Source organism: Janthinobacterium sp. J1-1 (genome assembly GCF_030944405.1).
GTDB lineage: Bacteria > Pseudomonadota > Gammaproteobacteria > Burkholderiales > Burkholderiaceae_D > Janthinobacterium.
This window is the reverse complement of record NZ_CP132339.1, coordinates 2,321,550-2,344,484: the sequence shown is the minus strand read 5'-3', so window position 1 is coordinate 2,344,484 and position 22,935 is coordinate 2,321,550. Positions and strand designations below refer to the sequence as shown.

Sequence of the window (22,935 nt, the reverse complement as noted above, 5' to 3'; positions counted from 1 at the left end):
ACAAACAAATCCGCTTGTCAAGAAATGAAACGATTGCATTTCATTTTAATTTGCACTACAGTGTCAGTCATTACTTACCCTCCACGAGACCCAGACCATGTCCGAGCCAGGCCTCAGCGACACCCCTCCCATCGACCCCGCCGACACCGACACCATGGAACTTGGCTGCTGCGGCAAGCCGGCCGGCCGGCCACGCGCCGCCGACATGGAGGCGCGCGCGGAAAACCTGCTGCACACGGCGGGCCGCCTGTTTCTGGACAAGGGATATGGCAAGGTCAGCCTGGAAATGATCGCGCGCGAGGCCCACGTGGCCGTGCGCACCATCTATGTGAAGTTTGGCGGCAAGTCAGGTTTGTTCAATGCGGTGGTGGAACAGAAGCGCGCCGCGTATTTTTCCACCATGCCGGCGCTGCAGACCGACATGCGTCCGCTGCCGATCATACTGGCCGAGTTCGGCCTGCTGTTCATGCAGCTGATCACGATGCCGGCGGCAATCCGTTTGAACCGCATGGTGATCGCCGAGGCGGCCAGCCACCCGGAGCTGGCGGAAACGTTCTACAAGGTGGGACCGGGCCAGACGCGCGAGATGCTGAGCCGTTTTTTCAGCCGGCCCGATATCGCGCCGCTGTTCCGCGCCGACCTGACGCCGGAACTGCTGTCCATGCATCTGCTGAACTGCCTGCTGGGCGACCAGATGTCGCGCCTGCTGTTCCTGCCGCAGACCCAGCCCGACGTGGCGCAGCTGCGCAAGCTGGTGGAGGTCAGGCTGGACCTGTTCCTGCGCGCCACCCTGCAGCACCCGACAGCCTGATCAGGCGCGACCGCAAGCTTCTTCCGCTGGCGCGCTGCGCTCGCCAGCCACCCCCAAAGCACTGAGAAAAGGTCGGGCCGCCGATATGCCGTCCAGCTGCAGTGCTGGCGCCGTGCCATCGCGCCGCTCGGGACCATAGGGCATCAGGCCGAACGAGGTTTCAAAGCGCTGCGCCAGGAAATAGGTGCGGAAATAATCGTAGGCAAACACCACCTGGCCGTCGGCCTGCAGCAGCAGGCCCTTCGCATACAAGGGCGCCAGCCATTGCCGCGCCGGCATGTCCCAGCCCTTGACGGCGCAATAGTCGCCGGCAAAGCGTTCCAGCTCATCCTGCTGCAGGAACAGGGTCTTGGCGTCGAATAACACAAAGGCCAGCTCGATCAGGAACTCGCGCACCGCCAGCGGCTCGTCCGGCAGGGCCAGCCGCGACAGCGCACGCTTGCCCAGCAAGCCGTCGAGGTAGGCGCCATCCACGGCCAGCCGCGGCAGCAAAGTGGAAAACACATATTCGGCATCGCGTTCGGCCGATTCCTGGCCATTCGGCGTGTACAGCACGGACAGGCCGAAAGCCTTGCCGGCCTCGTCGAATTCGCGCAGGGCCACCGTCCACTGCACAGGGACGGCCTCGGCATCATATTCCATCAAGGCATAAGCGGCGCGCTGTTCCGGGCCACCATACAGGCTGGCGGGACTGCTCTTGAACAGGATGCCCAGCGACTTCATCAAGGAACTGCTGTCGCCCGTATGACTGTTGCCATGGAAGACGGCATGGATATTCTTGTACAGTCCGCGCTGCTCGGCCGTGGCGTGTTCACCGGCCGAAAAAAAGCTGAAACCGGCGCGCCCGGCGGCGACCGCCGTGCCGCCCTGCGCGCGGCTGCCCGGCACCAGGTAAAAGCGCGCGCCCGGCAAGCTGGCCGCCTGCAGCAAGGGCCGCAGCAGGTATTCATAGACATAGGCGGGCGTGGTGCCGGCGCAGGCGTCGGGCGCCACCAGCTCGCCCGTAAAGAAGATCGCATCGATCTGCGTGCCGGCATCGCGCAGGGCAGCCATGTCCTGGAACAGGGCATGCAGCACCGGTGCGTGGGCTTGTTCATCGCCACGGCGCAGGCGCACGTCGGCGAGATGGAGGGCAGTAAATTTTTTCATCGTTGCACTTCTTTCTCGGCACAGCCTGGCTTGACCGGAGACGCACAAGGAAAATCACACTATCTGGCCAGGCAGAGCGAAACATCGCTTTGGACCTCTATTGTGCCATTTTTCCTTGGAGCAATACTCTCCAATTTTCACCGATGAACCATGCGCAGGCAAGATCGCGTGTATAGTTGCCGACTCCCCAATATTGCAAACACAAAATAATGTTCCTCAATACCATCGGCATTCCCGCCAGCCGCCCCGCACGACATGTGGCCGCCCTGCTGGCCTTTCTGGCTACCCTGTCGCTCGCCTGCTGGGTGGGCTATGGCGCCGACCCTCACCTGGCCGATGAAAACCACCTGATGGAAAACATCCAGTCGGTGGCCCTGCTGCTGGCCTGCCTGGTGCATGGCTGGCGCGCCAGCAAGCTCGACAAGAAAAGCGTGGGCTTCATCCTGCACGCCGGCCTGTCGCTGCTGATGTATTCCTTCCTGCTGCGCGAACTGGAAATCCGCGAATTCGACGCCCCGGGCAGCCATTTCTGGGCCTGGACCGAGCATATCTTGCGCGGCATCGGCTGGAGCTGCTGGGTAATCTACCTGGTGGCCTTCGCCTCGCGCATCCGCCGCATCTGGGCCCTGCGCTGGCAACTGCTGGCCACCCCCGCCATCATCACCGCCCTGTGCGCGGCCGTGCTGATGGCGTCCGGCTGGCCCTTCGACAAGAAGAAATTCGAATCGATCTCGGAACAGGATTCCGGCTTCATGGAAGAACTGCTGGAAATGAACGCGTATATCGTTCTGTTGGTCGGCTCGGCGTCGGCGTCGCTGCGCGAGACCAGGACACGCGAATAAATCTGAACGGCAATAAAAAAACCCGCATCGCTGCGGGTTTTTTGCATTCACAGCCTTGAAATCAACGCTTGCGCGGTGGCGGCAAATCCGTGCACACGCCTTCGTACACTTCGGCTGCCATGCCGATCGATTCGCCCAGGGTCGGGTGAGGATGGATGGTCTTGCCGATGTCGGTGCCGTCGCAACCCATTTCGATCGCCAGCGCGATTTCGCCGATCATGTCGCCCGCATGTGTGCCGACGATGGTGCCGCCGATAATGCGGTGGGTTTCAGCGTCGAACAGCAGCTTGGTAAAACCTTCGGCGCGGCCGTTGGCCACGGCGCGGCCCGAGGCGGCCCACGGGAAGTGGCCCTTCTCGACCTTGATGCCCTTGGCTTTCGCTTCGTCTTCGGTGATGCCGGCCCATGCCACTTCCGGATCCGTGTAGGCGACCGATGGAATCACCTTGACATCGAAGTGCGACTTCTGGCCTGCCGCCGCTTCCGCCGCCACATGGGCTTCGTGCACGGCCTTGTGCGCCAGCATCGGCTGGCCCACCAGGTCGCCGATGGCGAAAATGTTCGGCACGTTGGTGCGCATCTGGCTGTCGACTTCGATGAAGCCGCGGTCGGTGACGTTCACGCCGGCCTTGTCGGCGGCGATCTTCTTGCCGTTCGGGCTGCGGCCGACGGCCACCAGCACCAGGTCGTAGACTTGCGGCGCCGGCGCGGTGGCACCCGCTTCGGCCGCTTCGAACGTGACCTTGATGCCTTCCGGCAGCGCCTCGACGGCAACCGTCTTGGTCTTGGTCATGATGTTATCGAAGCGCTTCTCGTTGAACTTCTGCCACACCTTGACGGCGTCGCGGTCGGCGCCCTGCATCAGGCCGTCCATCATTTCGACCACGTCGATGCGCGCACCGAAAGTCGAATACACGGTCGCCATTTCCAGGCCGATAATGCCGCCGCCGATGACCAGCATGCGTTTCGGGATCTGGCGCAGTTCCAGCGCGCCGGTCGAATCGACGATGCGCGGATCTTCCGGCACGAACGGCAGTTTGACCACCGACGAACCGGCGGCGATGATGGCCTGCTTGAACTGCACGACTTTTTTCGAGCCGTCAGCGGCCGTGACTTCAATGTGATTCGCGGACAGGAACTGGCCCACGCCGGTGACGACCTGCGTCTTGCGTGCCTTGGCCATGCCGGCCAGGCCGCCCGTCATGTTCTTGATCACGCCTTCCTTGTATGCGCGCACCTGGTCGATGTCGATGGTCGGCTTGGCAAACGTCACGCCGGTATTGCCCATGTGCGCCGTCTCGTCGATCACGGAAGCGACATGCAGCAGCGCTTTCGACGGGATGCAGCCGACGTTCAGGCACACGCCGCCCAGGGTCGCATAACGCTCGACGATGGCCGTGCTGAGGCCCAGGTCGGCCGCGCGGAAGGCCGCCGAATAGCCGCCAGGACCGCCGCCCAGCACCATCATGTCGACGGTGATGTCGACCTGGCCCGAGTAGCTGCCGGCCGGGATGGCGGCAGCGGCTGGCGCAGGTGCGGCCGCCGGAGCCGGAGCGGCGGCAGGTGCGGCCGCCGGGGCAGGAGCCGCAGCCGCCGGTGCAGCAGCAGCCGCGCCTTCGGACGCTTCCACCACCAGCAACGCGCTGCCTTCGGCGATCTTGTCGCCGACCTTGACCTTGACTTCCTTGACCACGCCGGCGTGGGTCGACGGAATTTCCATGCTGGCCTTGTCCGATTCCACGGTGATCAAAGACTGGTCCACCTTGATGGTGTCGCCGACCTTGACCATCAGCTCGATCACTTCGACTTCCTTGAAGTCGCCGATATTCGGTACTTTTACCTCTACTGTGCTCATAGTCGCTCCTTACAGCAGAATTTTGCGCATGTCGGCCAGCACTTCGCCGAGGTACACCGAGAATCGCGCGCCCATCGCGCCGTCGACCACGCGGTGGTCGTACGACAGCGAGGTGCCCATCATCAGGCGCGGCTGGAAGGCCTTGCCATCCCATACCGGCTTGATCGAGGCTTTCGACAGGCCCAGGATCGCCACTTCAGGCGCATTGACGATAGGCGTGAAATGCGTGCCGCCGATGCCGCCCAGCGACGAAATGGTGAAGCTGGCGCCCTGCATGTCGGCCGGTTTCAGCTTGCCTTCGCGTGCCTGCAGCGACAGGTCCGTCATCTCCTTGGCGATCTGCGAGACCGATTTCTGGTCGGCGTTCTTGATCACCGGTACCACCAGGCCATTCGGCGTGTCGGCCGCGAAGCCGATGTTGTAGTACTGCTTGAGGATCAGGTTTTCGCCCTTGGCGTCCAGCGACGAGTTAAACGCCGGGAATTTCTTCAGCGCCGCGACGCAGGCCTTGATGACGAAGGCCAGCATGGTCAGCTTGGCCGCATCCTTGTTCTTCGCGTTGGCCGCGTTGGTGTCGACGCGGAACGCTTCCAGGTCGGTGACGTCCGCTTCGTCGAACTGCGTGACGTGCGGGATCATGACCCAGTTGCGGTGCAGGTTCGGACCCGAGATTTTCTTGATGCGCGACAGCGGCAGCAATTCTGTGGCGCCGAACTTGGCAAAGTCCAGCGACGGCCATGGCAGCAGGTCCAGGCCGACGCCGGAACCGCCCTTGGCGGCTGCCACAGGAGCGTTTGGTGCGGCAACCGCGCCCGACATCACGCCCTTGACGAAGTTCTGCACGTCTTCCTGGGTGATGCGGCCTTTCGGACCGGAACCGCCGACGCGGGCCAGTTCCACACCCAGTTCGCGCGCGAACTTGCGGATCGATGGCGAAGCGTGGGCCAGTTTGCCGTTCACTGCAGGTGCAGCAGCAGGAACTGCAGCGGCTGGAGCGGCGGCAGCGGCCGGCGCCGAAGCGGTGGCAGCGGCCGGTGCGGCAGCGGCTTGTGCCGGTGCAGCAGCAGGTGCAGGCGCGGCAGCGCCACCGGTGGTTTCAACGACCAATACCAGCGAACCCTTGGCCACCTTGTCGCCAACCTTGACTTTCAATTCTTTCACGACGCCGGCGTGGCTCGACGGGATTTCCATGCTGGCCTTGTCCGATTCGACCGTCAGCAAGGATTGCTCGACGGCGATGGTGTCGCCGACCTTGACCATCAGCTCGATGACTTCGACTTCCTTGAAGTCGCCGATATCGGGCACGGTCACTTCGACCAGGCCACCGGCGGCGGCTGGCGCGGCAGCAGCTGGTGCCGGGGCGGCAGCAGGTGCGGCTTCAGCGGCAGGCGCAGCAGCCGGTGCAGCAGCGGCAGGTGCCGGTGCCGGTGCGGATGCATCATCGGCCACTTCCAGCAGCAGTACCAGCGAACCTTCGGCGATCTTGTCGCCGACATTGACCTTCAATTCCTTGACGACACCGGCGTGGCTCGATGGAATTTCCATGCTGGCCTTGTCCGATTCGACCGTGATCAGGGACTGGTCGACCTTGACCGTGTCACCTGGCTTGACCATCAATTCGATAATCTCGACTTCCTTGAAATCGCCGATATCCGGGACTTTGACTTCCACAATGCTCATAGCTTGCTCCGTTATTTTATGTGTCAGATGGACCCGCAGACACGCCAGGGCGGCGCTTGCGCACTGCCCTGGCGTGATCGGATCCCTTTAACGATTACTGGGTCACCGGATTCGGTTTGTTGGCGTCGATGCCGTACTTGGCGATCGCCTGCTCCACTAGCGACACGTCGATCTTGCCTTCGTCAGCCAGCGATTTGAGCGCGGCCACGGTGACATAATAACGGTTCACTTCGAAGAACTCGCGCAGCTTGGCGCGGCTGTCCGAGCGGCCAAAGCCGTCGGTGCCCAGCACTTTGTAGGTGCGGTCTTTCGGCATGAAGGCGCGGATCTGTTCTGCAAACGCGCGCATGTAGTCGGTGGTGGCGACGATCGGGCCGTCGGTATCTTTCAACAGCGACGTCACGTACGGCACGCGCTGCTCTTTCGACGGGTTGACCATGTTCCAGCGTTCTGCATCCTGGCCATCGCGGGCCACCAGGGTCAGCGACGGCGCCGACCACACGTCCGCGGCCACGCCCCAGTCGTTCTGGAGCAATTCGGCGGCGAAGATCGATTCGCGCAGGATGGTGCCGCAACCGATCAGCTGCACGCGCAGTTTGGAATCGGCCGAGCCTTCCTGCAGCTTGTACATGCCTTTCAGGATGCCTTCTTCCTGGCCGGCTTTCAGGCCTGGCTGGGCGTAGTTCTCGTTCATGATCGTGATGTAGTAGAACACATCTTCCTGGTTGGCGATCATGCGGCGCAGGCCGTCCTGGATGATGACGGCGACTTCATGGCTGAAGGTCGGATCGTACGGCATGCAGGTCGGGATGGTGGCGGCAAAAATATGGCTGTGACCATCTTCGTGCTGCAGGCCTTCGCCGTTCAGCGTCGTGCGGCCGGCGGTGCCGCCCATCAGGAAGCCGCGGGCGCGCATGTCGGCCGATGCCCACACCTGGTCGCCGATGCGCTGGAAGCCGAACATCGAGTAGAAGGTGTAGAACGGGATCATGATGCGGTCGTTGGTCGAGTACGACGTCGCCGCGGCGATCCACGAGCTCATGCCGCCCGCTTCGTTGATGCCCTCTTGCAGGATCTGGCCGGCCTTGTCTTCGCGGTAGTACATCACCTGGTCCTTGTCGACCGGCTCGTACAACTGGCCTTTCGGATTGTAGATGCCGATCTGGCGGAACAGGCCTTCCATGCCGAAGGTACGCGATTCATCGACCAGGATAGGCACCACGCGCTGGCCCAGGGTCGGGTCTTTCAGCAGGGTGGAAATGACGCGCACGAACGCTTGCGTGGTCGAGATTTCACGGCCTTCAGGGGTGGCGTCGAGCACGTTCTTGAACGCGTCCAGTGCCGGCACCGGCAGGGTTTCTTCCGCTTTCTGGCGGCGCTGCGGCAGATAGCCACCCAGGGCCTTGCGGCGCTCGTGCAGGTAGACCATTTCCGGCGCATCGTCGGCCGGCTTGAAGAATGGAATGTCGGCCAGTTGGTCGTCGGGGATCGGCAGCGAGAAACGGTCGCGCATTTCCTTGATCGCTTCGTCGTCCAGTTTCTTGGTCTGGTGCGCCGTATTGCGCGCTTCGCCGGACTTGCCCATGCCGTAGCCCTTGATGGTTTTCACCAGCAGGACGGTAGGCTGGCCCTTGTGTTCCTGGGCGATCTTGAAGGCTGCATAGATCTTGTGCGGATCGTGGCCGCCGCGGGTCAGGCGCCAGATGTCGTCGTCGGTCATGTTGGCAACCATTTCCAGCAGCTTCGGATGCTTGCCGAAGAAGTGCTTGCGCACGTAGGCGCCGTCTTTTGCCTTGTAGTTCTGGTATTCGCCGTCGACGGTTTCCATCATCACGCGCTGCAGGATGCCTTCCTTGTCCTGCGCCAGCAGGGCGTCCCAGCCCGGACCCCAGATGACCTTGACCACGTTCCAGCCGGCGCCACGGAATTCGCCTTCCAGTTCCTGGATGATCTTGGTGTTGCCGCGTACCGGGCCGTCCAGGCGCTGCAGGTTGCAGTTGACCACGATGACCAGGTTGTCCAGCATATCGCGTGCGGCCAGGCCGATCGCGCCCAAGGACTCCGGCTCGTCCATCTCGCCGTCGCCGCAGAAAGCCCAGACCTTGCGATTGTCGGTCTTGGCGATGCCGCGTGCGTGCAGGTATTTCAGGAAGCGCGCCTGGTAGATCGCCATGTGCGGGCCCAAGCCCATCGACACGGTCGGGAACTGCCAGAAGTCCGGCATCAGTTTCGGGTGCGGGTACGAGGACAGGCCCTTGCCGTCGACTTCCTTGCGGAAGTTCAGCATCTGTTCTTCGCTCAGACGGCCTTCCAGGAAAGCGCGCGCGTAGACGCCCGGCGAGGAGTGGCCCTGGATGTACAGCAGGTCGCCGCCATGGTCGGCGGTCGGCGCGTGCCAGAAGTGATTAAAACCAATACCCAGCATGTTCGCCAGCGAAGCGAAGGACGACAGGTGGCCGCCCAGGTCACCGTCGGCGCGGTTGGCCTTGACCACCATGGCCATGGCGTTCCAGCGCATCCACGAACGCAGGCGCTCTTCGTATTCCAGGTTGCCGGGGCAGTGTGCTTCTTGTTTGGTGGGGATGGTGTTGACGTAGGCGGTGGTGCTGGAGAAAGGAATCTGGGCGCCGCGGCGGCGGGCCAGGTCGACCAGGCGTTCCATCAGGTAATGCGCGCGTTCCGGACCTTCATTCTCCAGAACGGCTTCGAGCGCGTCCAGCCACTCCTTGGTTTCCTGCATGTCCGGGTCGGCGCCGATCTGTGTCGTTACCTGGTTCAGTTGATCTGACATCTGTTGAGTCTCCTTTGTGAGCGCCCCACGCCGATTTTTCCGGATCGCTGTCGGACGGTATTTCGCTGATTATTTACTATTAAGGTCGATAAGTGTGGGGATTCTAACAGTGTATTTTGTATTTTTCAAATTACGATATAAGATTTCATATTGTGAAATTCCCCTCGGAGAATATGCTGCACCGCCGCAAATTCTGACCGGAAATTAGCGTGATCAAAGTACCAAAGTCGGCGCCAAAAAACTCGCAGGCCCTTGCGCTTCCTGCTCCATCAGCACACCAGCAAAACGCATTCACACCCCAATCGCCCGCAAAGGCACTCCGGGCCAAGCGGGCCTGAAAAATGTCGAGGGCAAGGCGCAGCGACGCAGACAGTACGTCAGTACGGCAAGGAGCTGCAACGCCGCCATCGGCATTTTCTCGGGCCCGCGTCTCCGGCCCGCTATTGTTACGCCTTGCGCTTTCAAATACATGGCACAGCAACGTGGCGGCATTGGCGCCAAAACCGCCCGTTTGCCCCGCCCGGCTTTATAATCTGGTTTTCCCTGCCACAGCTCTTAGCCCCTACCATGCCAGCACAACTGATCGACGGAATCGCCCTCTCCCAAAAACTGCGCAGCGAGATCGCCACGCGCGCCGCCGCCCTCACCGCCAAAGGCACCCAGCCCGGCCTGGCCGTGATCCTGGTCGGCGAAGACCCGGCCAGCCAGGTATATGTCCGCAACAAGGTCAAGGCCTGCGGCGATGTCGGTTTCCACTCGGTGCTGGAAAAATACGAAGCGGACCTGTCGGAAGCCGATCTGCTGGCGCGCATCGCCAGCCTGAACGCCGACCCGGCCATCCACGGCATCCTGGTGCAGATGCCATTGCCGAAGCATATCAACCCGCACAAGGTGATCGAAGCGATCGCCACCACCAAGGATGTCGACGGTTATTCGGTGCTGAGCGCCGGCGAACTGATGACGGGCCTGCCCGGCTTCCGTCCGTGCACGCCATACGGCTGCATGAAGCTGATCGAAAGCACCGGCGTCGACCTGCGCGGCAAGCATGCCGTCGTCATCGGCCGCAGCAACACGGTCGGCAAGCCGATGGCCCTGCTGCTCTTGCAAGCGAACGCCACCGTCACCATCTGCCATAGTGCGACACCGGACCTGGGCCACCACACGCGCAACGCCGACGTGATCGTCGCCGCCGTCGGCCGCCGCAACACCCTGACGGCCGACATGGTCCGCCCGGGTGCCATCGTGATCGACGTGGGCATGAACCGCGACGACAACGGCAAGCTGTGCGGCGACGTGGACTTTGCTGGTGTGCAAGAGATTGCTTCGCATATCACGCCGGTACCGGGTGGTGTCGGTCCGATGACGATCACGATGTTATTGATGAACACCGTTGAAGCCGCCGAGCGCGTATAAGAATCACCGGGGCGGCATGACCGCCCTTTTATTTACTATGGAGCTGCTTGATGACCGCCAATCCTTTGCTTGATTTCTCCGGACTGCCACGCTTCGACGCGATTACGCACGAGCATGTCACGCCCGCCATCGACACCCTGCTGGCCCAGGCGCGCGCCACCGTGGCGCAGCTCGAAGCGCCGATGGAAGAAGTGAGCTGGGATAACTTCGTCACGCCACTGGACCAGATCGGCGAAACCCTGGGCCGTGCCTGGAGCATCGTCAATCACCTCAACAGCGTGGTCGACACGCCCGAGCTGCGCGCCGCCTACAATGCGAACCAGCCCAAGGTGACGGAATTCTGGACCGAGCTGGGCCAGAATGAAATCCTGTTCGGCAAATACAAGCAGCTGCAGGCTAGCGCCGCGTTTGCCAGCCTGTCGCCGGCGCGCCGCCGCATCGTCGACAATGCCGTGCGCGATTTCCGCCTCGGCGGCGCCGAGTTGCCGGACGACCAGAAGGAACGCTTCGGCGCCATCCAGGAAGAACACGCGGCCGTCTCGACGCGCTTTTCCGAAAACGTGCTCGACGCCACCAATGACTACAAACTGCTGGTCGACAATGAAGCGGATCTGGCCGGCCTGCCCGACGACGTGAAAGCGGCCGCGCGCGCCGCCGCCGAGAAAGCCGGCAAGCAGGGCTTCGAGTTCTCGCTGCACTTCCCTTCGTATTTCCCTATTTTGCAGTTCGCCGACCAGCGCGAATTACGCGAAACCATCTACCGCGCCAACGCCACCAAGGCGTCCGATCAGGGCACGGTGTTCAGCAAGAAAGAAGACTGGGACAATACGCAGAACATCGTCACGCTGTTGAAACTGCGCGACGAAGAAGCCAAACTGCTGGGCTACGCCAATTTCGCCGAAGTGTCGCTGGTGCCGAAAATGGCCACCTCGCCAGACCAGGTGATCGCATTTCTGGAAGACCTGGCCCGCCGCGCGCGCCCGTACGCCGAAAAAGACCTGGCCGAACTGAAACAATTCGCGCAGGAAGAACTCGGCATCGCCGACCTGCAGGCGTGGGACGTACCGTACGCCTCCGAAAAGCTGCAGGAACGCCGCTATGCGTTCTCGGCCCAGGAAGTGAAACAGTATTTCCCTGAACATAAAGTAATCGACGGCCTGTTCCGCCAGATCCAGAATCTGTTTGCGGTCGAGATCAAGCCTGACACCGCTTCCGTCTGGCACAAGGATGTGCGTTTCTACCGCATCGAGCGCGACGGCAAGCTGGTCGGCCAGTTCTACCTGGACCTGTACGCGCGCGCGGGCAAGAGCGGCGGCGCCTGGATGGACGACGCGCGCGGCCGCCGTGCCGACGCGCAGCACGTGCAAACCCCGATCGCCTACCTCACCTGCAACTTCACGGAACCGGCGGTGGTCGACGGCAAGATCCAGCCTGCGCTGTTTACCCACGACGAAGTGATCACTCTGTTCCACGAATTCGGCCACGGCCTGCACCATATGCTGACGGCCGTCGATGAACTGGGCGTGTCGGGTATTTCCGGCGTCGAATGGGACGCGGTGGAACTGCCGTCGCAATTCATGGAAAACTTCTGCTGGGAATGGGAAGTGCTCGAACATATGACGGCCCACGCCGTCACCGGCGAGCCGCTGCCGCGCGCGCTGTACGACAAGATGCTGGCGGCGAAAAACTTCCAGTCCGGCCTGCAGACCTTGCGCCAGGTGGAATTTTCCTTGCTCGACATGCATCTGCACTATGACTACGACGCGGCCAGCGGCCAGAGCGTGCAGCAGCTGATCGACGGCGTGCGCGCCCAGTTCGCGCTGATCGTGCCGCCATCATTCAACCGCTTCCAGAACTCGTTCGGCCATATCTTTGCCGGCGGCTACGCGGCCGGCTACTACAGCTACAAATGGGCCGAGGTGCTGTCCGCCGACGCCTATGCGGCCTTCGAGGAAGCCAAGGCGCTGGGACCGGAAGCATCAACCGAAACCGGCAAGCGCTATCTGCAGGAAATCCTGTCGGTCGGCGGTTCGCGCCCGGCGCTGGAATCGTTCACGGCCTTCCGCGGCCGCGAGCCGAGCATCGACGCCCTGCTGCGCCACAGCGGCATGGCGGCCTGAAGGACGACATGGCAGACATGACGCGCGTCGACTTTCATACCAATGTGCCGGACAAGCTGGCTTACGCCTGCCGCCTGGCACGCAAAGCCTATATGGCCGGCAACAAGGTCGTGGTGCTGGCGGGGAACAGCGCCCAGCTCGACGCCATGAACGCGGCCATGTGGACCCTGTCGCCGACCGACTTCGTGCCGCATGTGCTGGCCGGCGACCCGCTGGCCGCGCAGACGCCGATCGTGCTGACCGACAGCGAGGACGTGGAGCTGCCGCACCACGATATCCTGGTCAATGTGTCGCAGCTGATCCCCGGCCACTACGCCGACTTTCAGCGCGTGTTCGAGATCGTTTCCATGGATGAACAGGACGCCCAGGCGGGCCGCCAGCGCTTTTTGCACTACCGCAAGCAGAACCTGCAGCCGACGCACTTTGTGGCGGGCAAGTCATGAGCGACAACATGAACCAGCAGCCATTCGACCAGGGTATCCCGCTGCTGACGGAAGTGCTGTCGGGGCCGGAAGCCTTGCATGAGACGACGGCCGAACCGGAACAGGCGCCCTCTATCGGCAAGGTCGACATTATCGAGATGGCCGACATTGCAGAGATTGAGGTCACACCGGTTCCGGCAATTGTCCAGCCCGACTGGGACACTATCGAACAGCGCCTGACCCAGCGCATCCTGCATCAGGTGCAGGGCAAGATCGACCACCTGCTGGAAGAGCGCATCGCCCACGTGCTGCAAACGGCGCTGCAAAACGCCCTGATCGGCATGCGTGGCGCGCTGCGCGAAGACTTGCAGCAGTCGCTGGAACAGATCGTGGCGCATGCGGTGAGTCATGAGTTGGGGCATCTGCATCCGCCGCGATAAGACACCTGTCAAAACCTACTGCGCGTCGGTTTTGTCAGGTGTCGTAAGTTTGCTGGATATTTAGGTTGAACTTCGTTACACCCAAACCTTTCCCCACGCCATTGTTTGGTGCACCCACACCCGTGAAATTGGTGCATCGCGCCTCACTTTGGTGATTGTCGCGACAAAATGCAAAAAGCCGCAATTGCGGCTTTGCGCGGCCTGATTTTTATTGTACCTTTCTCCACACGCACCGCCCGTCGAAGCGGTTTTCACGAGACGCCGCCGTATTTATTATCCATTGGAGAATGTTCATGCTGCTCAAGACCACCACCGTTTCCCTCGCCATCGCCTTTGCCTTTGCCGGCACTGCGGGCGCGCAGGAAGTCATCAAGATAGGCCATGTGGCACCGGTCTCGGGCGCCAGCTCCCACCTGGGCAAGGACAATGAAAACGCGGCCAAGATGGCCATCGACGACCTGAACGCCAAGGGCTTCAAGATCGACGGCAAGGCCGTCAAGTTCGTGCTGGTGGGCGAGGACGATGCGGGCGACCCGAAACAGGGCACGGCGGTGGCGCAGAAGCTGGTCGACGCCAAGGTCAACGGCGTGATCGGTCACTTGAATTCCGGCACCACCATTCCCGCCTCGCGCATCTATTTCAATGCCGGCATTCCGCAGATTTCGCCGGCCGCCACCAACCCCACCTACACCCAGCAGAAGTTCAATACGGCCTTCCGCGTGGTGGCCAATGACAACAAGCTGGGCGGCACCCTGGGCGCGTATGCGGTGGGCAAGCTGGGCGCCAAGAAGATCGCCGTGATCGACGACCGCACGGCGTATGGCCAAGGCGTGGCGGAGCAGTTCGTCAAGGGCGCGAAGAAGGCGCTGCCGGGCGTGCAGATCGTCGGCAAGGAATTTACCAATGCCAACGCGACCGACTTCAACGCGATTCTCACCAGCATCAAATCGAAGAATCCCGACCTGGTCTTCTTCGGCGGCATGGATTCGGTGGGCGGCCCGATGCTGCGCCAGATGAAGGCGCTGGGCATCAAGGCCAAGTTCATGGGCGGCGACGGCGTCTGCACCGAGCCGCTGGGCAAGCTGGCTGGCGACGCCATCGGCGAAAACCTGGTCACCTGCGCGGAAGCGGGCGGCGTGACGGGCGAGCAGCAGAAGGGCATGGACGATTTCCGCGCCCGCTACAAGCAGAAATACAATATGGAAGTGCAGCTGTACGCACCGTATGTGTACGACGCCGTGATGACCATGGCCACCGCCATGGCCGACGCCAAATCGTCGAAGCCGTCGGTCTACCTGCCCTTCCTGGCCAAGGTCAAATACCAGGGCGTGACAGGGCCGATCGCGTTTGACGCGAATGGCGACATCAAGGACGGCGCGCTGACCCTGTTCACCTACCGTGACGGCAAGAAAACCAAGATGGAAGTGGTCAAGTAAGCGCGCCGGCGGTATAAGACTGCAACCCCGCTACCAGCGCATCGAAGACGGCGCGGCAGCCCGCGCTGGCGCGCAGGTCTTCGTGCATGGTGACCCAGGTTTCCAATGGCAGGGTAAACGCCTGCGGCAGGATGCGCCGCAAGGCGGGATTCCTTGCCGCCAGCGCCACCTGGCAGCCGCCGATGCCGGCACCGGCGCGTATCAAGGCCAGTTGGGCCAGATCGCTGTCACAGCACAGGGCAAAGCGGTCGCGTGAAAACGCCTGCCAGTTGCCGCCCACGCTGCGCACCAGCGCGCTGGGCGTGTCGTAGCCGATCAGCGCATGTTGCGCCAGCTCGGCCAGTTCCAGCGGTTCGCCATGGCGCGCCAGGTAATCCTCGTGCGCGTGCAGTCCCACCTCGATCACGCCAATTTTGCGCATCAGCAGCCGCTCTTGGCGCGGCGCCACCATGCGCACGGCAATATCGGCTTCGCGCCGCAGCAGGTCCTGCACCCGGTTGCTCAGCACCAGTTCCACCACCAGCGCCGGATGCTTTTCGCGCAGCCGCGCCAGGATGGGCGGCAGCACTTCCACCCCCACCACTTCGCTGGCCGAGATGCGTACCACGCCGGCCACGCCCGGCCCGTCGCCGCCGGCCGCGCGCGCCATCAGCGCCGCCGTATCCGCCATCGCCTGCGCATGGGGCCGCAAAGCCAGCGCGATATCGGTCGGCAGCAAGCCCTGTTGCGACCTGATAAACAGCGCCACGCCCAGTTCCCGTTCCAGCGCGGCGATATGCCGGCCGGCAGTGGGCTGGGTGATGCCGATGGCGCGCGCGGCGCCCGACAGCGAGCCATGCTCCAGCACGGCCAGCAGCGAGCGGTAGTATTCCCAGCCTATATGTTTAATCATGCATAAATGTATAGCCGATCAGCGATGTTCGTCAATTTTCAATTAGCCGGCCAGCGCCGATACTGGGGTTTTCAACCACAGGGAGGACGGCATGAACGACAACACGGCACTGGTATTGGGCGCGACGGGCGGCATCGGCGGCGAAATGGTGCGCCAGCTGCTGGCGGCGGGCTGGCAGGTACGCGCGCTGACGCGGGGCGAGCTGCCATCGCCGCGCAACGATGGCGTCATTTGGCTGCGTGGCGACGCCATGGTGGCTGCCGATGTGCTGGCGGCAAGCAAAGGCTGTGCGGTGATCGTGCACGCCGTCAATCCGCCCGGCTACCGCGACTGGGACAAGCTGGTGCTGCCGATGCTGGACAACACCATCGCCGCCGCCAGGCTGGAGCACGCCACCATCGTGCTGCCCGGCACCATCTACAACTACGGCAGCGACGCGTTTCCCGTGTTGCTGGAGGACGCAGCCCAGCAGCCGTCCACGCGCAAGGGCGCGATCCGCGTGGAGCTGGAAGCACGGCTGCAAGGTGCTTCAGCGCAAGGCGCGCGGGTGCTGATCGTGCGCGCCGGCGACTTCTTCGGTCCCCATGCCGGCAACAGCTGGTTTGCACAGGGCCTGGTCAAGCCGGGCCGGCCGGTGCGCACCATCACCTATCCGGGCGCGCATGGCGTGGGACATCAATGGTCCTACCTGCCCGACGTGGCGCGCACCATGGTCGAACTGCTGGCACTGCGCGAACGCTTGCCGCCATTTGCCCGCTTTCACCTGGCTGGCCACTGGGATCACGACGGGCACCAGATGACGGACGCGATTGCGCGCGTGGTGGCGCAAGCGACGCGCCGCACGCCGCGCGTGACAACGTTTCCGTGGTGGCTGATGGCCCTGGCGGCGCCGTTCGTGGCGACCTTGCGCGAACTGCGCGAGATGCGTTACCTGTGGCAGACGCCGGTGCGCATGGACAATGCAAAGCTGCTGGCGGTGCTGGGGCACGAGCCGCATACGCCGCTGGACGTGGCGGTCAAGGCGACGCTGGAGGGGATGGGCAATCTGCGCGCGTAAAAAAAAGCGCCGGGCATGCCGGCGCGCTGATTGCGGTGCTACTGCGGTTTCGGCACAGATTATTTCTGCGCCAGGATCCATTTGACGAGGGTGCGGGCTTCCGCTTCGCTCACCTGCGGGTTGGCTGGCATCGGGATCGCGCCCCAGGTACCGGAGCCACCCTTCATGACTTTCGCCACCAGCTTGTTTTCCGCGTCTTTTTGACCGGCATACTTGGCGGCCACGTCCTTGTACGCAGGACCGACCAGCTTGCTGCCGACGGCGTGGCAAGCCATGCAATTCTTTGCTTTCGCCAGGTCGGGATTGGCCATCGCCACTTGCGAGGTCAACGCCGATACAGCCAACACACCTACCAACATCATGGAACGTTTCATTGTCTTTTCTCCAGAGTAACTTCCTGCCGGCATTCTACCGTGTTTCGGCAGGTTCACCACGAGCCCAGATCAAGCGTTTTAAACAGGCTAACACTTGAGGCAGATCCATTTTGCCGCATCTGGACAGACATAACCATGTTGTTTGTAAGGCGATGTAACGCCGGCCGCGCAGCCCCTGAAAGCGGCGCGGCCGGTGCGGCGTTTTTACAACGATCAGCGCTTTTTCAGCTGCGACAGATCGCGCACGGCGCCGCGGTCGGCCGAGGTGGTCAGGGCCGCATACGCCTGCAGCGCCTGCGACACATAGCGCTCGCGGTTGACCGGCAGCCAGGCCGCATCGCCCTTCGCTTCCATGGCGGCGCGGCGCGCGGCCAGGTCAAGGTCGGAAATGCGCAGATTGATGGTGCGCTCGGGAATATCGATATCGATGAAGTCGCCCTCTTCCACCAGGCCGATGGCGCCGCCTTCGGCCGCTTCCGGCGACGCATGGCCGATCACCAGGCCCGAGGAACCGCCCGAGAAGCGGCCGTCCGTGAACAGCGCGCAGGCCTTGCCCAGACCCTTCGATTTGATGTACGAGGTCGGGTACAGCATCTCCTGCATGCCGGGGCCGCCTTTCGGGCCTTCGTAGCGGATGATGACGACGTCGCCTTCATGCACGGTATCTTCCAGGATCGCTGCCACGGCCGCATCCTGGCTTTCGAACACGCGCGCCTTGCCCGAGAATTTCAAAATGCTTTCGTCGACGCCGGCCGTCTTGACGATGCAGCCCTTCTCGGCCAGGTTACCGTACAACACGGCCAGGCCGCCGTCCTGCGAATAGGCGTGCGCCTTGTCGCGGATGCAGCCGGTGGAACGGTCGGTGTCGACCGAAGCGAAGCGCTCCGATTGCGAGAACGCCGTCTGGGTCGGCACGCCGCCGGGTGCGGCGCGGAACAGTTCATGCACGGCCGGGTCATCGGTGCACTTGATGTCGTTCTGCGCGATGGCGTCGGCCATGGTCGGCGCGTGGATGGTCGGCAAGGTGGTGTTCAAGAGGCCGGCGCGCGCCAGCTCACCGAGGATGCCCACGATGCCGCCGGCGCGGTGCACGTCTTCGATATGGTATTTGTCGGTCATCGGCGCGACCTTGCACAGGCACGGCACCTTGCGCGAAATGCGGTCGATATCGGCCATCGTGAATTCCACTTCCGCCTCATGCGCGGCGGCCAGCAGATGCAGCACCGTATTGGTCGAGCCGCCCATCGACACATCGAGCGCCATCGCGTTCTCGAACGCGGCCTTGGTGGCGATCGAGCGCGGCAGCACAGAATAATCGTCCTGCTCGTAGTGGCGCTTGGCCAGTTCCACGATCAGCCGGCCGGCGCGCAGGAACAGCTGCTGGCGGTCCGAGTGGGTGGCCAAAATCGTGCCGTTGCCGGGCAGGGCCAGGCCCAGCGCTTCGGTCAGGCAGTTCATCGAGTTGGCGGTAAACATGCCGGAACACGAACCGCAGGTCGGACAGGCCGAACGTTCGATTTCGGCCACGTCGGCGTCGGACACGCTGCTGTCGCCGGCCTTGATCATGGCGTCGACCAGGTCGAGCTTGATGATCTTCTGGGCGCCGTTGACCACCTTGATCACCTTGCCCGCTTCCATCGGGCCGCCGGAAATGAACACCACGGGAATATTGATGCGCATGGCGGCCATCAGCATGCCCGGCGTGATCTTGTCGCAGTTCGAGATGCAGACCATGGCGTCGGCGCAGTGGGCGTTGACCATGTATTCGACCGAGTCGGCGATCAGGTCGCGCGAGGGCAGCGAGTACAGCATGCCGCCGTGGCCCATGGCGATGCCGTCATCGACGGCGATGGTGTTGAATTCCTTGGCCACGCCGCCGGCCGCCTCGATCTCGCGCGCCACCATCTGGCCCAGGTCCTTCAGGTGCACGTGGCCAGGCACGAACTGGGTGAACGAGTTGACGACGGCCACGATGGGCTTGTCGAAGTCGCCGTCCTTCATGCCGGTGGCGCGCCACAGGGCGCGGGCGCCGGCCATGTTGCGGCCGTGGGTGGTGGTGCGTGAGCGGTATTGCGGCATGATGGTCTTTCAAAAGAGTTGCCTGACTGCCGGGCCTGGATGATGAAAGCCCTGTGCGCAGTGGGGGTACGCCAGATTGCCTTGCGCACGCCCCCGTGTCAAATATATGATGCACGCATCTGTGAGTCGAAATAGATATCACAGCAATTGTTCAACATGGAAATACATATCAATGATGCCGCTCGAGCTGCGCCAGCTGCGCTATTTCGTCACCGTCGCCGAGGAACTGCACTTCGGCCGCGCCGCGCTGCGCCTGCACATGACGCAGCCGCCGCTGTCGCAAACCATCATGGCACTCGAAGAGCTGCTGGGCGCGCCGCTGTTTGTCCGCACGCGCAGGGAAGTGAGCCTGACGCCGGCCGGCACCGCCCTGCTGCCCGAGGCGCGCCGGCTGCTGGCCCAAGCGCAGGACCTGCCGGCGCTGGTGCGGCGCGCGGCGCAAGGGGAAGCGGGCCGGCTGTCGCTGGCGTTTGTCTCGTCGGCCGACTACAGCGTGCTGCCGCCGCTGCTGCGCGCTTATCAAACCAGCTACCCGCAGGTGCAGATCCAGCTGCAGGAAGCGACCTCGGACTTGCAGCTGGACGAACTGCTGGCCGGTCGCATCGACGCCGGCCTGTTGATCCCGCCACTGCCCGACAAGGCCAGGCTGGCGCTCGACTACCTGCCGGTGCTGGCCGAACCGCTGGTGCTGGCCGCGCCGGCCGGGCTGGCCATATTGAACACGCCAGGTCCCCTGCGGCTGCGCGACGTGCCGGCGCTGCCCCTGATCATTTTCCCGCGCGCCATTTCGCCGGCGCTGCACGACGCCATCCTGGGCGTCTTTCGCGCGGCCGGCATCACGCCGCTGATCGGCCAGCAGGCGATCCAGATGCAAACCATCGTCAGCCTGGTCTCGGCTGGCATGGGCATCGCGCTTGTGCCACAATCGGTGTCGAATCTGATGCGCCCCGGCGTAGAATACAGGCCGCTGCAAGACCCAACGCCCTTGGTGGAGACGGGGCTTGCCTGGCGCCGCGACAATACTTCGCCCGTGCTGCAGGGTTTTCTGACCCTGCTGCGCGGCACCCTGCCTGATTTTTAGAAGGAATACCGATGCTGATCCACCCGATGCCCAACCCGATCGCCATCCAGATCGGCCCGCTGGCCGTACACTGGTATGGCCTGATGTATGTGCTGGCCTTTGCCCTGTTTATCGCGCTGGGACGCGTACGCATCAAACAGCCCCATATCTTTGCATTGGGCTGGAAGAAGGAGGACCTCGACGACATGCTGTTCTACGGCATGCTGGGGGTGGTGATCGGCGGGCGCCTCGGCGAAGTGCTGTTCTACCGTCCCGAATATTTCTTCCACAACCCGCTCGAGATCTTCATGGTCTGGCATGGCGGCATGTCCTTCCACGGGGGCTTCCTGGGCGTGATCCTGGCCATGTACTTGTGGGGCCGCAAGGCGGGCCGCAACCTGTTCGACGTGCTGGACTTTATCGCGCCGCTGGTGCCGCTGGGCTACGCCGCCGGCCGCCTGGGCAACTTCATCAACGCCGAACTGCCGGGCCGCATCGCCCCCGAGACACTGCCATGGGCCATGCAGTGGCCCGGCATTGCCTACCCCGTGCACCCATCGCCGCTCTACCAGATGCTGGTCGACGGCATCCTGGTGTTCATCATCCTGTGGCTGTTTGCGCGCAAGCCCCATCCGCGGGTGGCGGTCGGCGCCATGTTCACCCTGCTGTATGGCTGCGCCCGCTTCTTTACCGAGTACTTCCGCACGCCGGACTGGGAAGTCGTCTGGTTCGGCGTACCGATCACCTCGGGCCAGATGCTGTCGCTGCCGATGATCGTCGGCGCCATCCTGCTGCTGGTGTGGTCGTACAAAAGCCGCATCATGGCCACGCCGCCGAGCAAGGCCCGCATCGCCGACGCTTGATCAGGATCAATGTTTCCTGATAGATAGACTTGACTTCCGGAGTTCAGTATCATAGTTTTGCCAGCCTCGGCGATACGATCACCCCGGGAGTCACGATGATGCAAGCCGTGCAACGCAAGCCTCTGCTGTGGATACTGCTGGTGCCGGCCTACCTGCTGCTGCAGGCCGGCATGACCGCGCTGGCCGGCAGCCATGCCGAAGCCGTCTCCTATCTGTTCTGCACACTTGCGCCGGCGCTGGCGCTGCTGGCCTGCTGCCGCTGCGCCTGGCTTAGCGCGCCGGGCGTGGCGCGCAATGGCTGGGCCTTGCTGGCGGCGGCCATGCTGCTGTGGACCAGCGGCATGACGCTGTCGGCCTGGCAGGACATAAGCGACCTGGTGGCCTCGCGCGCCACCTATTTTTCCGACTTCGCCTACTTCATGTACGGCGCCCCCATCCTGCTGGCGATCTCCTCTATCGGCGAGCAGCGCCCATCGCGCACGCTGCAATGGCTGGACGCCGTGCAGATCCTGCTAGCCGGCTACCTGGCCTATACGGCCATCTTCAACGTCTCGCCATTTGACCGGCGCTCGGCCGCGCCGATACCGATCGAACTGCTGGTGGTGACGTACCACGTGGAAAACCTGGTGCTGGCCTGCTGCGCCAGCCTGCGCCTGCTGGCCCACCGCGCCGATGGCGAGCAGGGACGCTTCTACCTGCTGCTCACCAGCTTCCTGTGGTGCTATGGCATTTGCGCCGGCAGCTATAACTACCTGACCCTGCATGCCATCGAGAGCGCCGGCCTGGCCGAACTGCTGCCGGTGCTGCCCTTTTTGCTGCTGGCAGCGCTGGCCTCGACCACCGTGCCTGGCCGGGAAGAAACGCGTATACCGCGGCCGCGCCAGCAACTGACCTTATTGATCGACAATTTCAGCCCGATCTTTTTCACGGCGTCCTTGCTGGGCCTGGGGTTCGTCATCATGCGCGAGCATTTTTACCTGGCCGCCACCGCCCTGTTCGTCGCGCTGGCCGTGCACGCGCTGCGCTCGGCCACCTTGCAAAGCCGTTACATGCAAAGCGAGAACGACTTGCGGGCCGCGCTTGACAAGCTGGAAAAGCTGTCGCTGACGGACGGCCTGACGGGCATCGCCAACCGGCGCTGCTTCGACCAGACCTTGCAGCTGGAATGGCAGCGCAACAACCGCAACGGCACCGGGCTGGCGCTGTTGATCATCGATATCGATTTCTTCAAGAGCATCAACGACGAGCTGGGCCATCCCTACGGCGACACCTGCCTGGTGAAAATCGCCGCCGCCCTGCACTCGGCGCTGCCGCGCGCCAGCGACCTCGTGGCGCGCTACGGTGGCGAGGAATTTGCCGCCATCCTGCCCGCTACCGGCCAGCCTGGCGCGCTGGCGGTGGCGCAAAAAATGCAGGAAGCCATCGCGGCTGCCGCGATCAACCACGCGCCCCAACGCGGTGGCAAGGTGACGGCCAGCATCGGCCTGGCGCTCAGCACGGTCAGTGGCGCCGCTCACGCGCCGGAACAGCTGCTGGCCGCCGCCGACCAGGCCCTGTACCGCGCCAAGCACAATGGCCGCAACCGCATCGAGCAAGAGTGGATGGAGTGAATCACGCCGACATGCACAACCAGGCACAAGGCAGGATCTTG

18 protein-coding genes are annotated in these 22,935 nt (G+C 63.1%); 11 read left to right on the top strand and 7 right to left on the bottom strand.

From position 1 onward, the window contains the following. The first annotated feature begins 97 nt into the window (after positions 1 to 97). Entirely contained in the window at positions 98 to 811 is a 714-nt protein-coding gene (locus Q8L25_RS10640; protein WP_308924792.1) for a TetR/AcrR family transcriptional regulator, read from the top strand. Here the strand turns inward: Q8L25_RS10640 and Q8L25_RS10635 are convergent, their stop codons facing one another. Further along, positions 812 to 1,960, bottom strand: coding sequence for a hypothetical protein (locus Q8L25_RS10635; RefSeq protein ID WP_308924791.1), 1,149 nt, complete (start codon positions 1,958 to 1,960; stop codon positions 812 to 814). Positions 1,961 to 2,169: 209 nt separating this feature from the next. Here Q8L25_RS10635 and Q8L25_RS10630 point away from each other — a divergent pair, with 209 nt between their 5' ends. Continuing rightward, positions 2,170 to 2,802 (top strand): hypothetical protein, encoded by a 633-nt coding sequence (locus tag Q8L25_RS10630; protein WP_308924790.1) that lies wholly within the window; start codon positions 2,170 to 2,172, stop codon positions 2,800 to 2,802. Between the two features lie 61 nt (positions 2,803 to 2,863). Here the strand turns inward: Q8L25_RS10630 and lpdA are convergent, their stop codons facing one another. The 3 genes from lpdA to aceE all read right to left on the bottom strand — a co-directional run bounded on the left by lpdA (position 2,864) and on the right by aceE (position 9,128). After that, a complete protein-coding gene (lpdA, locus tag Q8L25_RS10625) occupies positions 2,864 to 4,657 on the bottom strand; it encodes a dihydrolipoyl dehydrogenase (RefSeq protein ID WP_308924789.1) in 1,794 nt (597 codons plus the stop codon). A gap of 9 nt (positions 4,658 to 4,666) precedes the next feature. Next, positions 4,667 to 6,337 carry a dihydrolipoyllysine-residue acetyltransferase gene (gene aceF, locus Q8L25_RS10620; RefSeq protein ID WP_308924788.1) on the bottom strand — a complete coding sequence of 557 codons (1,671 nt, stop codon included), beginning with the start codon at positions 6,335 to 6,337 and terminating at the stop codon, positions 4,667 to 4,669. 94 nt (positions 6,338 to 6,431) lie between these two features. Then, positions 6,432 to 9,128: a pyruvate dehydrogenase (acetyl-transferring), homodimeric type gene (aceE, locus tag Q8L25_RS10615; RefSeq protein ID WP_308924787.1), complete on the bottom strand. Its 2,697-nt coding sequence runs from the start codon at positions 9,126 to 9,128 to the stop codon at positions 6,432 to 6,434. A 567-nt stretch (positions 9,129 to 9,695) separates the two neighbouring features. Here aceE and folD point away from each other — a divergent pair. The 5 genes from folD to Q8L25_RS10590 all read left to right on the top strand — a co-directional run bounded on the left by folD (position 9,696) and on the right by Q8L25_RS10590 (position 14,959). Next, positions 9,696 to 10,541, top strand: coding sequence for a bifunctional methylenetetrahydrofolate dehydrogenase/methenyltetrahydrofolate cyclohydrolase FolD (gene folD / locus Q8L25_RS10610; protein ID WP_065307531.1), 846 nt, complete (start codon positions 9,696 to 9,698; stop codon positions 10,539 to 10,541). Between the two features lie 50 nt (positions 10,542 to 10,591). Beyond that, the gene (locus Q8L25_RS10605) at positions 10,592 to 12,661 is read left to right on the top strand and encodes a M3 family metallopeptidase (protein ID WP_308924786.1); all 2,070 of its coding nucleotides are present in this window, start codon (positions 10,592 to 10,594) and stop codon (positions 12,659 to 12,661) included. 17 nt (positions 12,662 to 12,678) lie between these two features. Further along, the gene (locus Q8L25_RS10600; protein ID WP_308925700.1) at positions 12,679 to 13,104 is read left to right on the top strand and encodes a DNA polymerase III subunit chi; all 426 of its coding nucleotides are present in this window, start codon (positions 12,679 to 12,681) and stop codon (positions 13,102 to 13,104) included. Beyond that, positions 13,101 to 13,523 (top strand): hypothetical protein, encoded by a 423-nt coding sequence (locus Q8L25_RS10595; protein WP_308924785.1) that lies wholly within the window; start codon positions 13,101 to 13,103, stop codon positions 13,521 to 13,523. The genes Q8L25_RS10600 and Q8L25_RS10595 overlap by 4 nt, the downstream gene beginning before the upstream one ends. Before the next feature lie 293 nt (positions 13,524 to 13,816). After that, entirely contained in the window at positions 13,817 to 14,959 is a 1,143-nt protein-coding gene (locus tag Q8L25_RS10590) for a branched-chain amino acid ABC transporter substrate-binding protein (RefSeq protein ID WP_308924784.1), read from the top strand. Here Q8L25_RS10590 and Q8L25_RS10585 read toward each other — a convergent pair. After that, entirely contained in the window at positions 14,952 to 15,851 is a 900-nt protein-coding gene (locus tag Q8L25_RS10585) for a LysR family transcriptional regulator (RefSeq protein WP_308924783.1), read from the bottom strand. The genes Q8L25_RS10590 and Q8L25_RS10585 overlap by 8 nt on opposite strands. Positions 15,852 to 15,942: 91 nt before the next feature. On the opposite strand from Q8L25_RS10585, the gene Q8L25_RS10580 reads away from it, so the two are divergent. Then, complete coding sequence (locus Q8L25_RS10580; RefSeq protein WP_308924782.1) at positions 15,943 to 16,908, top strand: NAD(P)H-binding protein; 966 nt, start codon at positions 15,943 to 15,945, stop codon at positions 16,906 to 16,908. Positions 16,909 to 16,967: 59 nt separating this feature from the next. Here the strand turns inward: Q8L25_RS10580 and Q8L25_RS10575 are convergent, their stop codons facing one another. Further along, positions 16,968 to 17,282, bottom strand: a complete 315-nt coding sequence (locus Q8L25_RS10575; RefSeq protein WP_065307527.1) for a c-type cytochrome — start codon at positions 17,280 to 17,282, stop codon at positions 16,968 to 16,970. Positions 17,283 to 17,495: 213 nt separating this feature from the next. Beyond that, positions 17,496 to 19,361, bottom strand: a complete 1,866-nt coding sequence (gene ilvD / locus Q8L25_RS10570; RefSeq protein ID WP_308924781.1) for a dihydroxy-acid dehydratase — start codon at positions 19,359 to 19,361, stop codon at positions 17,496 to 17,498. Between the two features lie 175 nt (positions 19,362 to 19,536). On the opposite strand from ilvD, the gene Q8L25_RS10565 reads away from it, so the two are divergent. The 3 genes from Q8L25_RS10565 to Q8L25_RS10555 all read left to right on the top strand — a co-directional run bounded on the left by Q8L25_RS10565 (position 19,537) and on the right by Q8L25_RS10555 (position 22,894). Continuing rightward, complete coding sequence (locus Q8L25_RS10565; protein WP_308925699.1) at positions 19,537 to 20,442, top strand: LysR family transcriptional regulator; 906 nt, start codon at positions 19,537 to 19,539, stop codon at positions 20,440 to 20,442. 11 nt (positions 20,443 to 20,453) lie between these two features. Continuing rightward, positions 20,454 to 21,284, top strand: coding sequence for a prolipoprotein diacylglyceryl transferase (gene lgt / locus Q8L25_RS10560; protein ID WP_308924780.1), 831 nt, complete (start codon positions 20,454 to 20,456; stop codon positions 21,282 to 21,284). Between the two features lie 95 nt (positions 21,285 to 21,379). Further along, on the top strand, positions 21,380 to 22,894 hold the full coding sequence (locus tag Q8L25_RS10555) for a GGDEF domain-containing protein (RefSeq protein WP_308924779.1): 1,515 nt from the start codon (positions 21,380 to 21,382) through the stop codon (positions 22,892 to 22,894). Positions 22,895 to 22,935 lie beyond the last annotated feature (41 nt).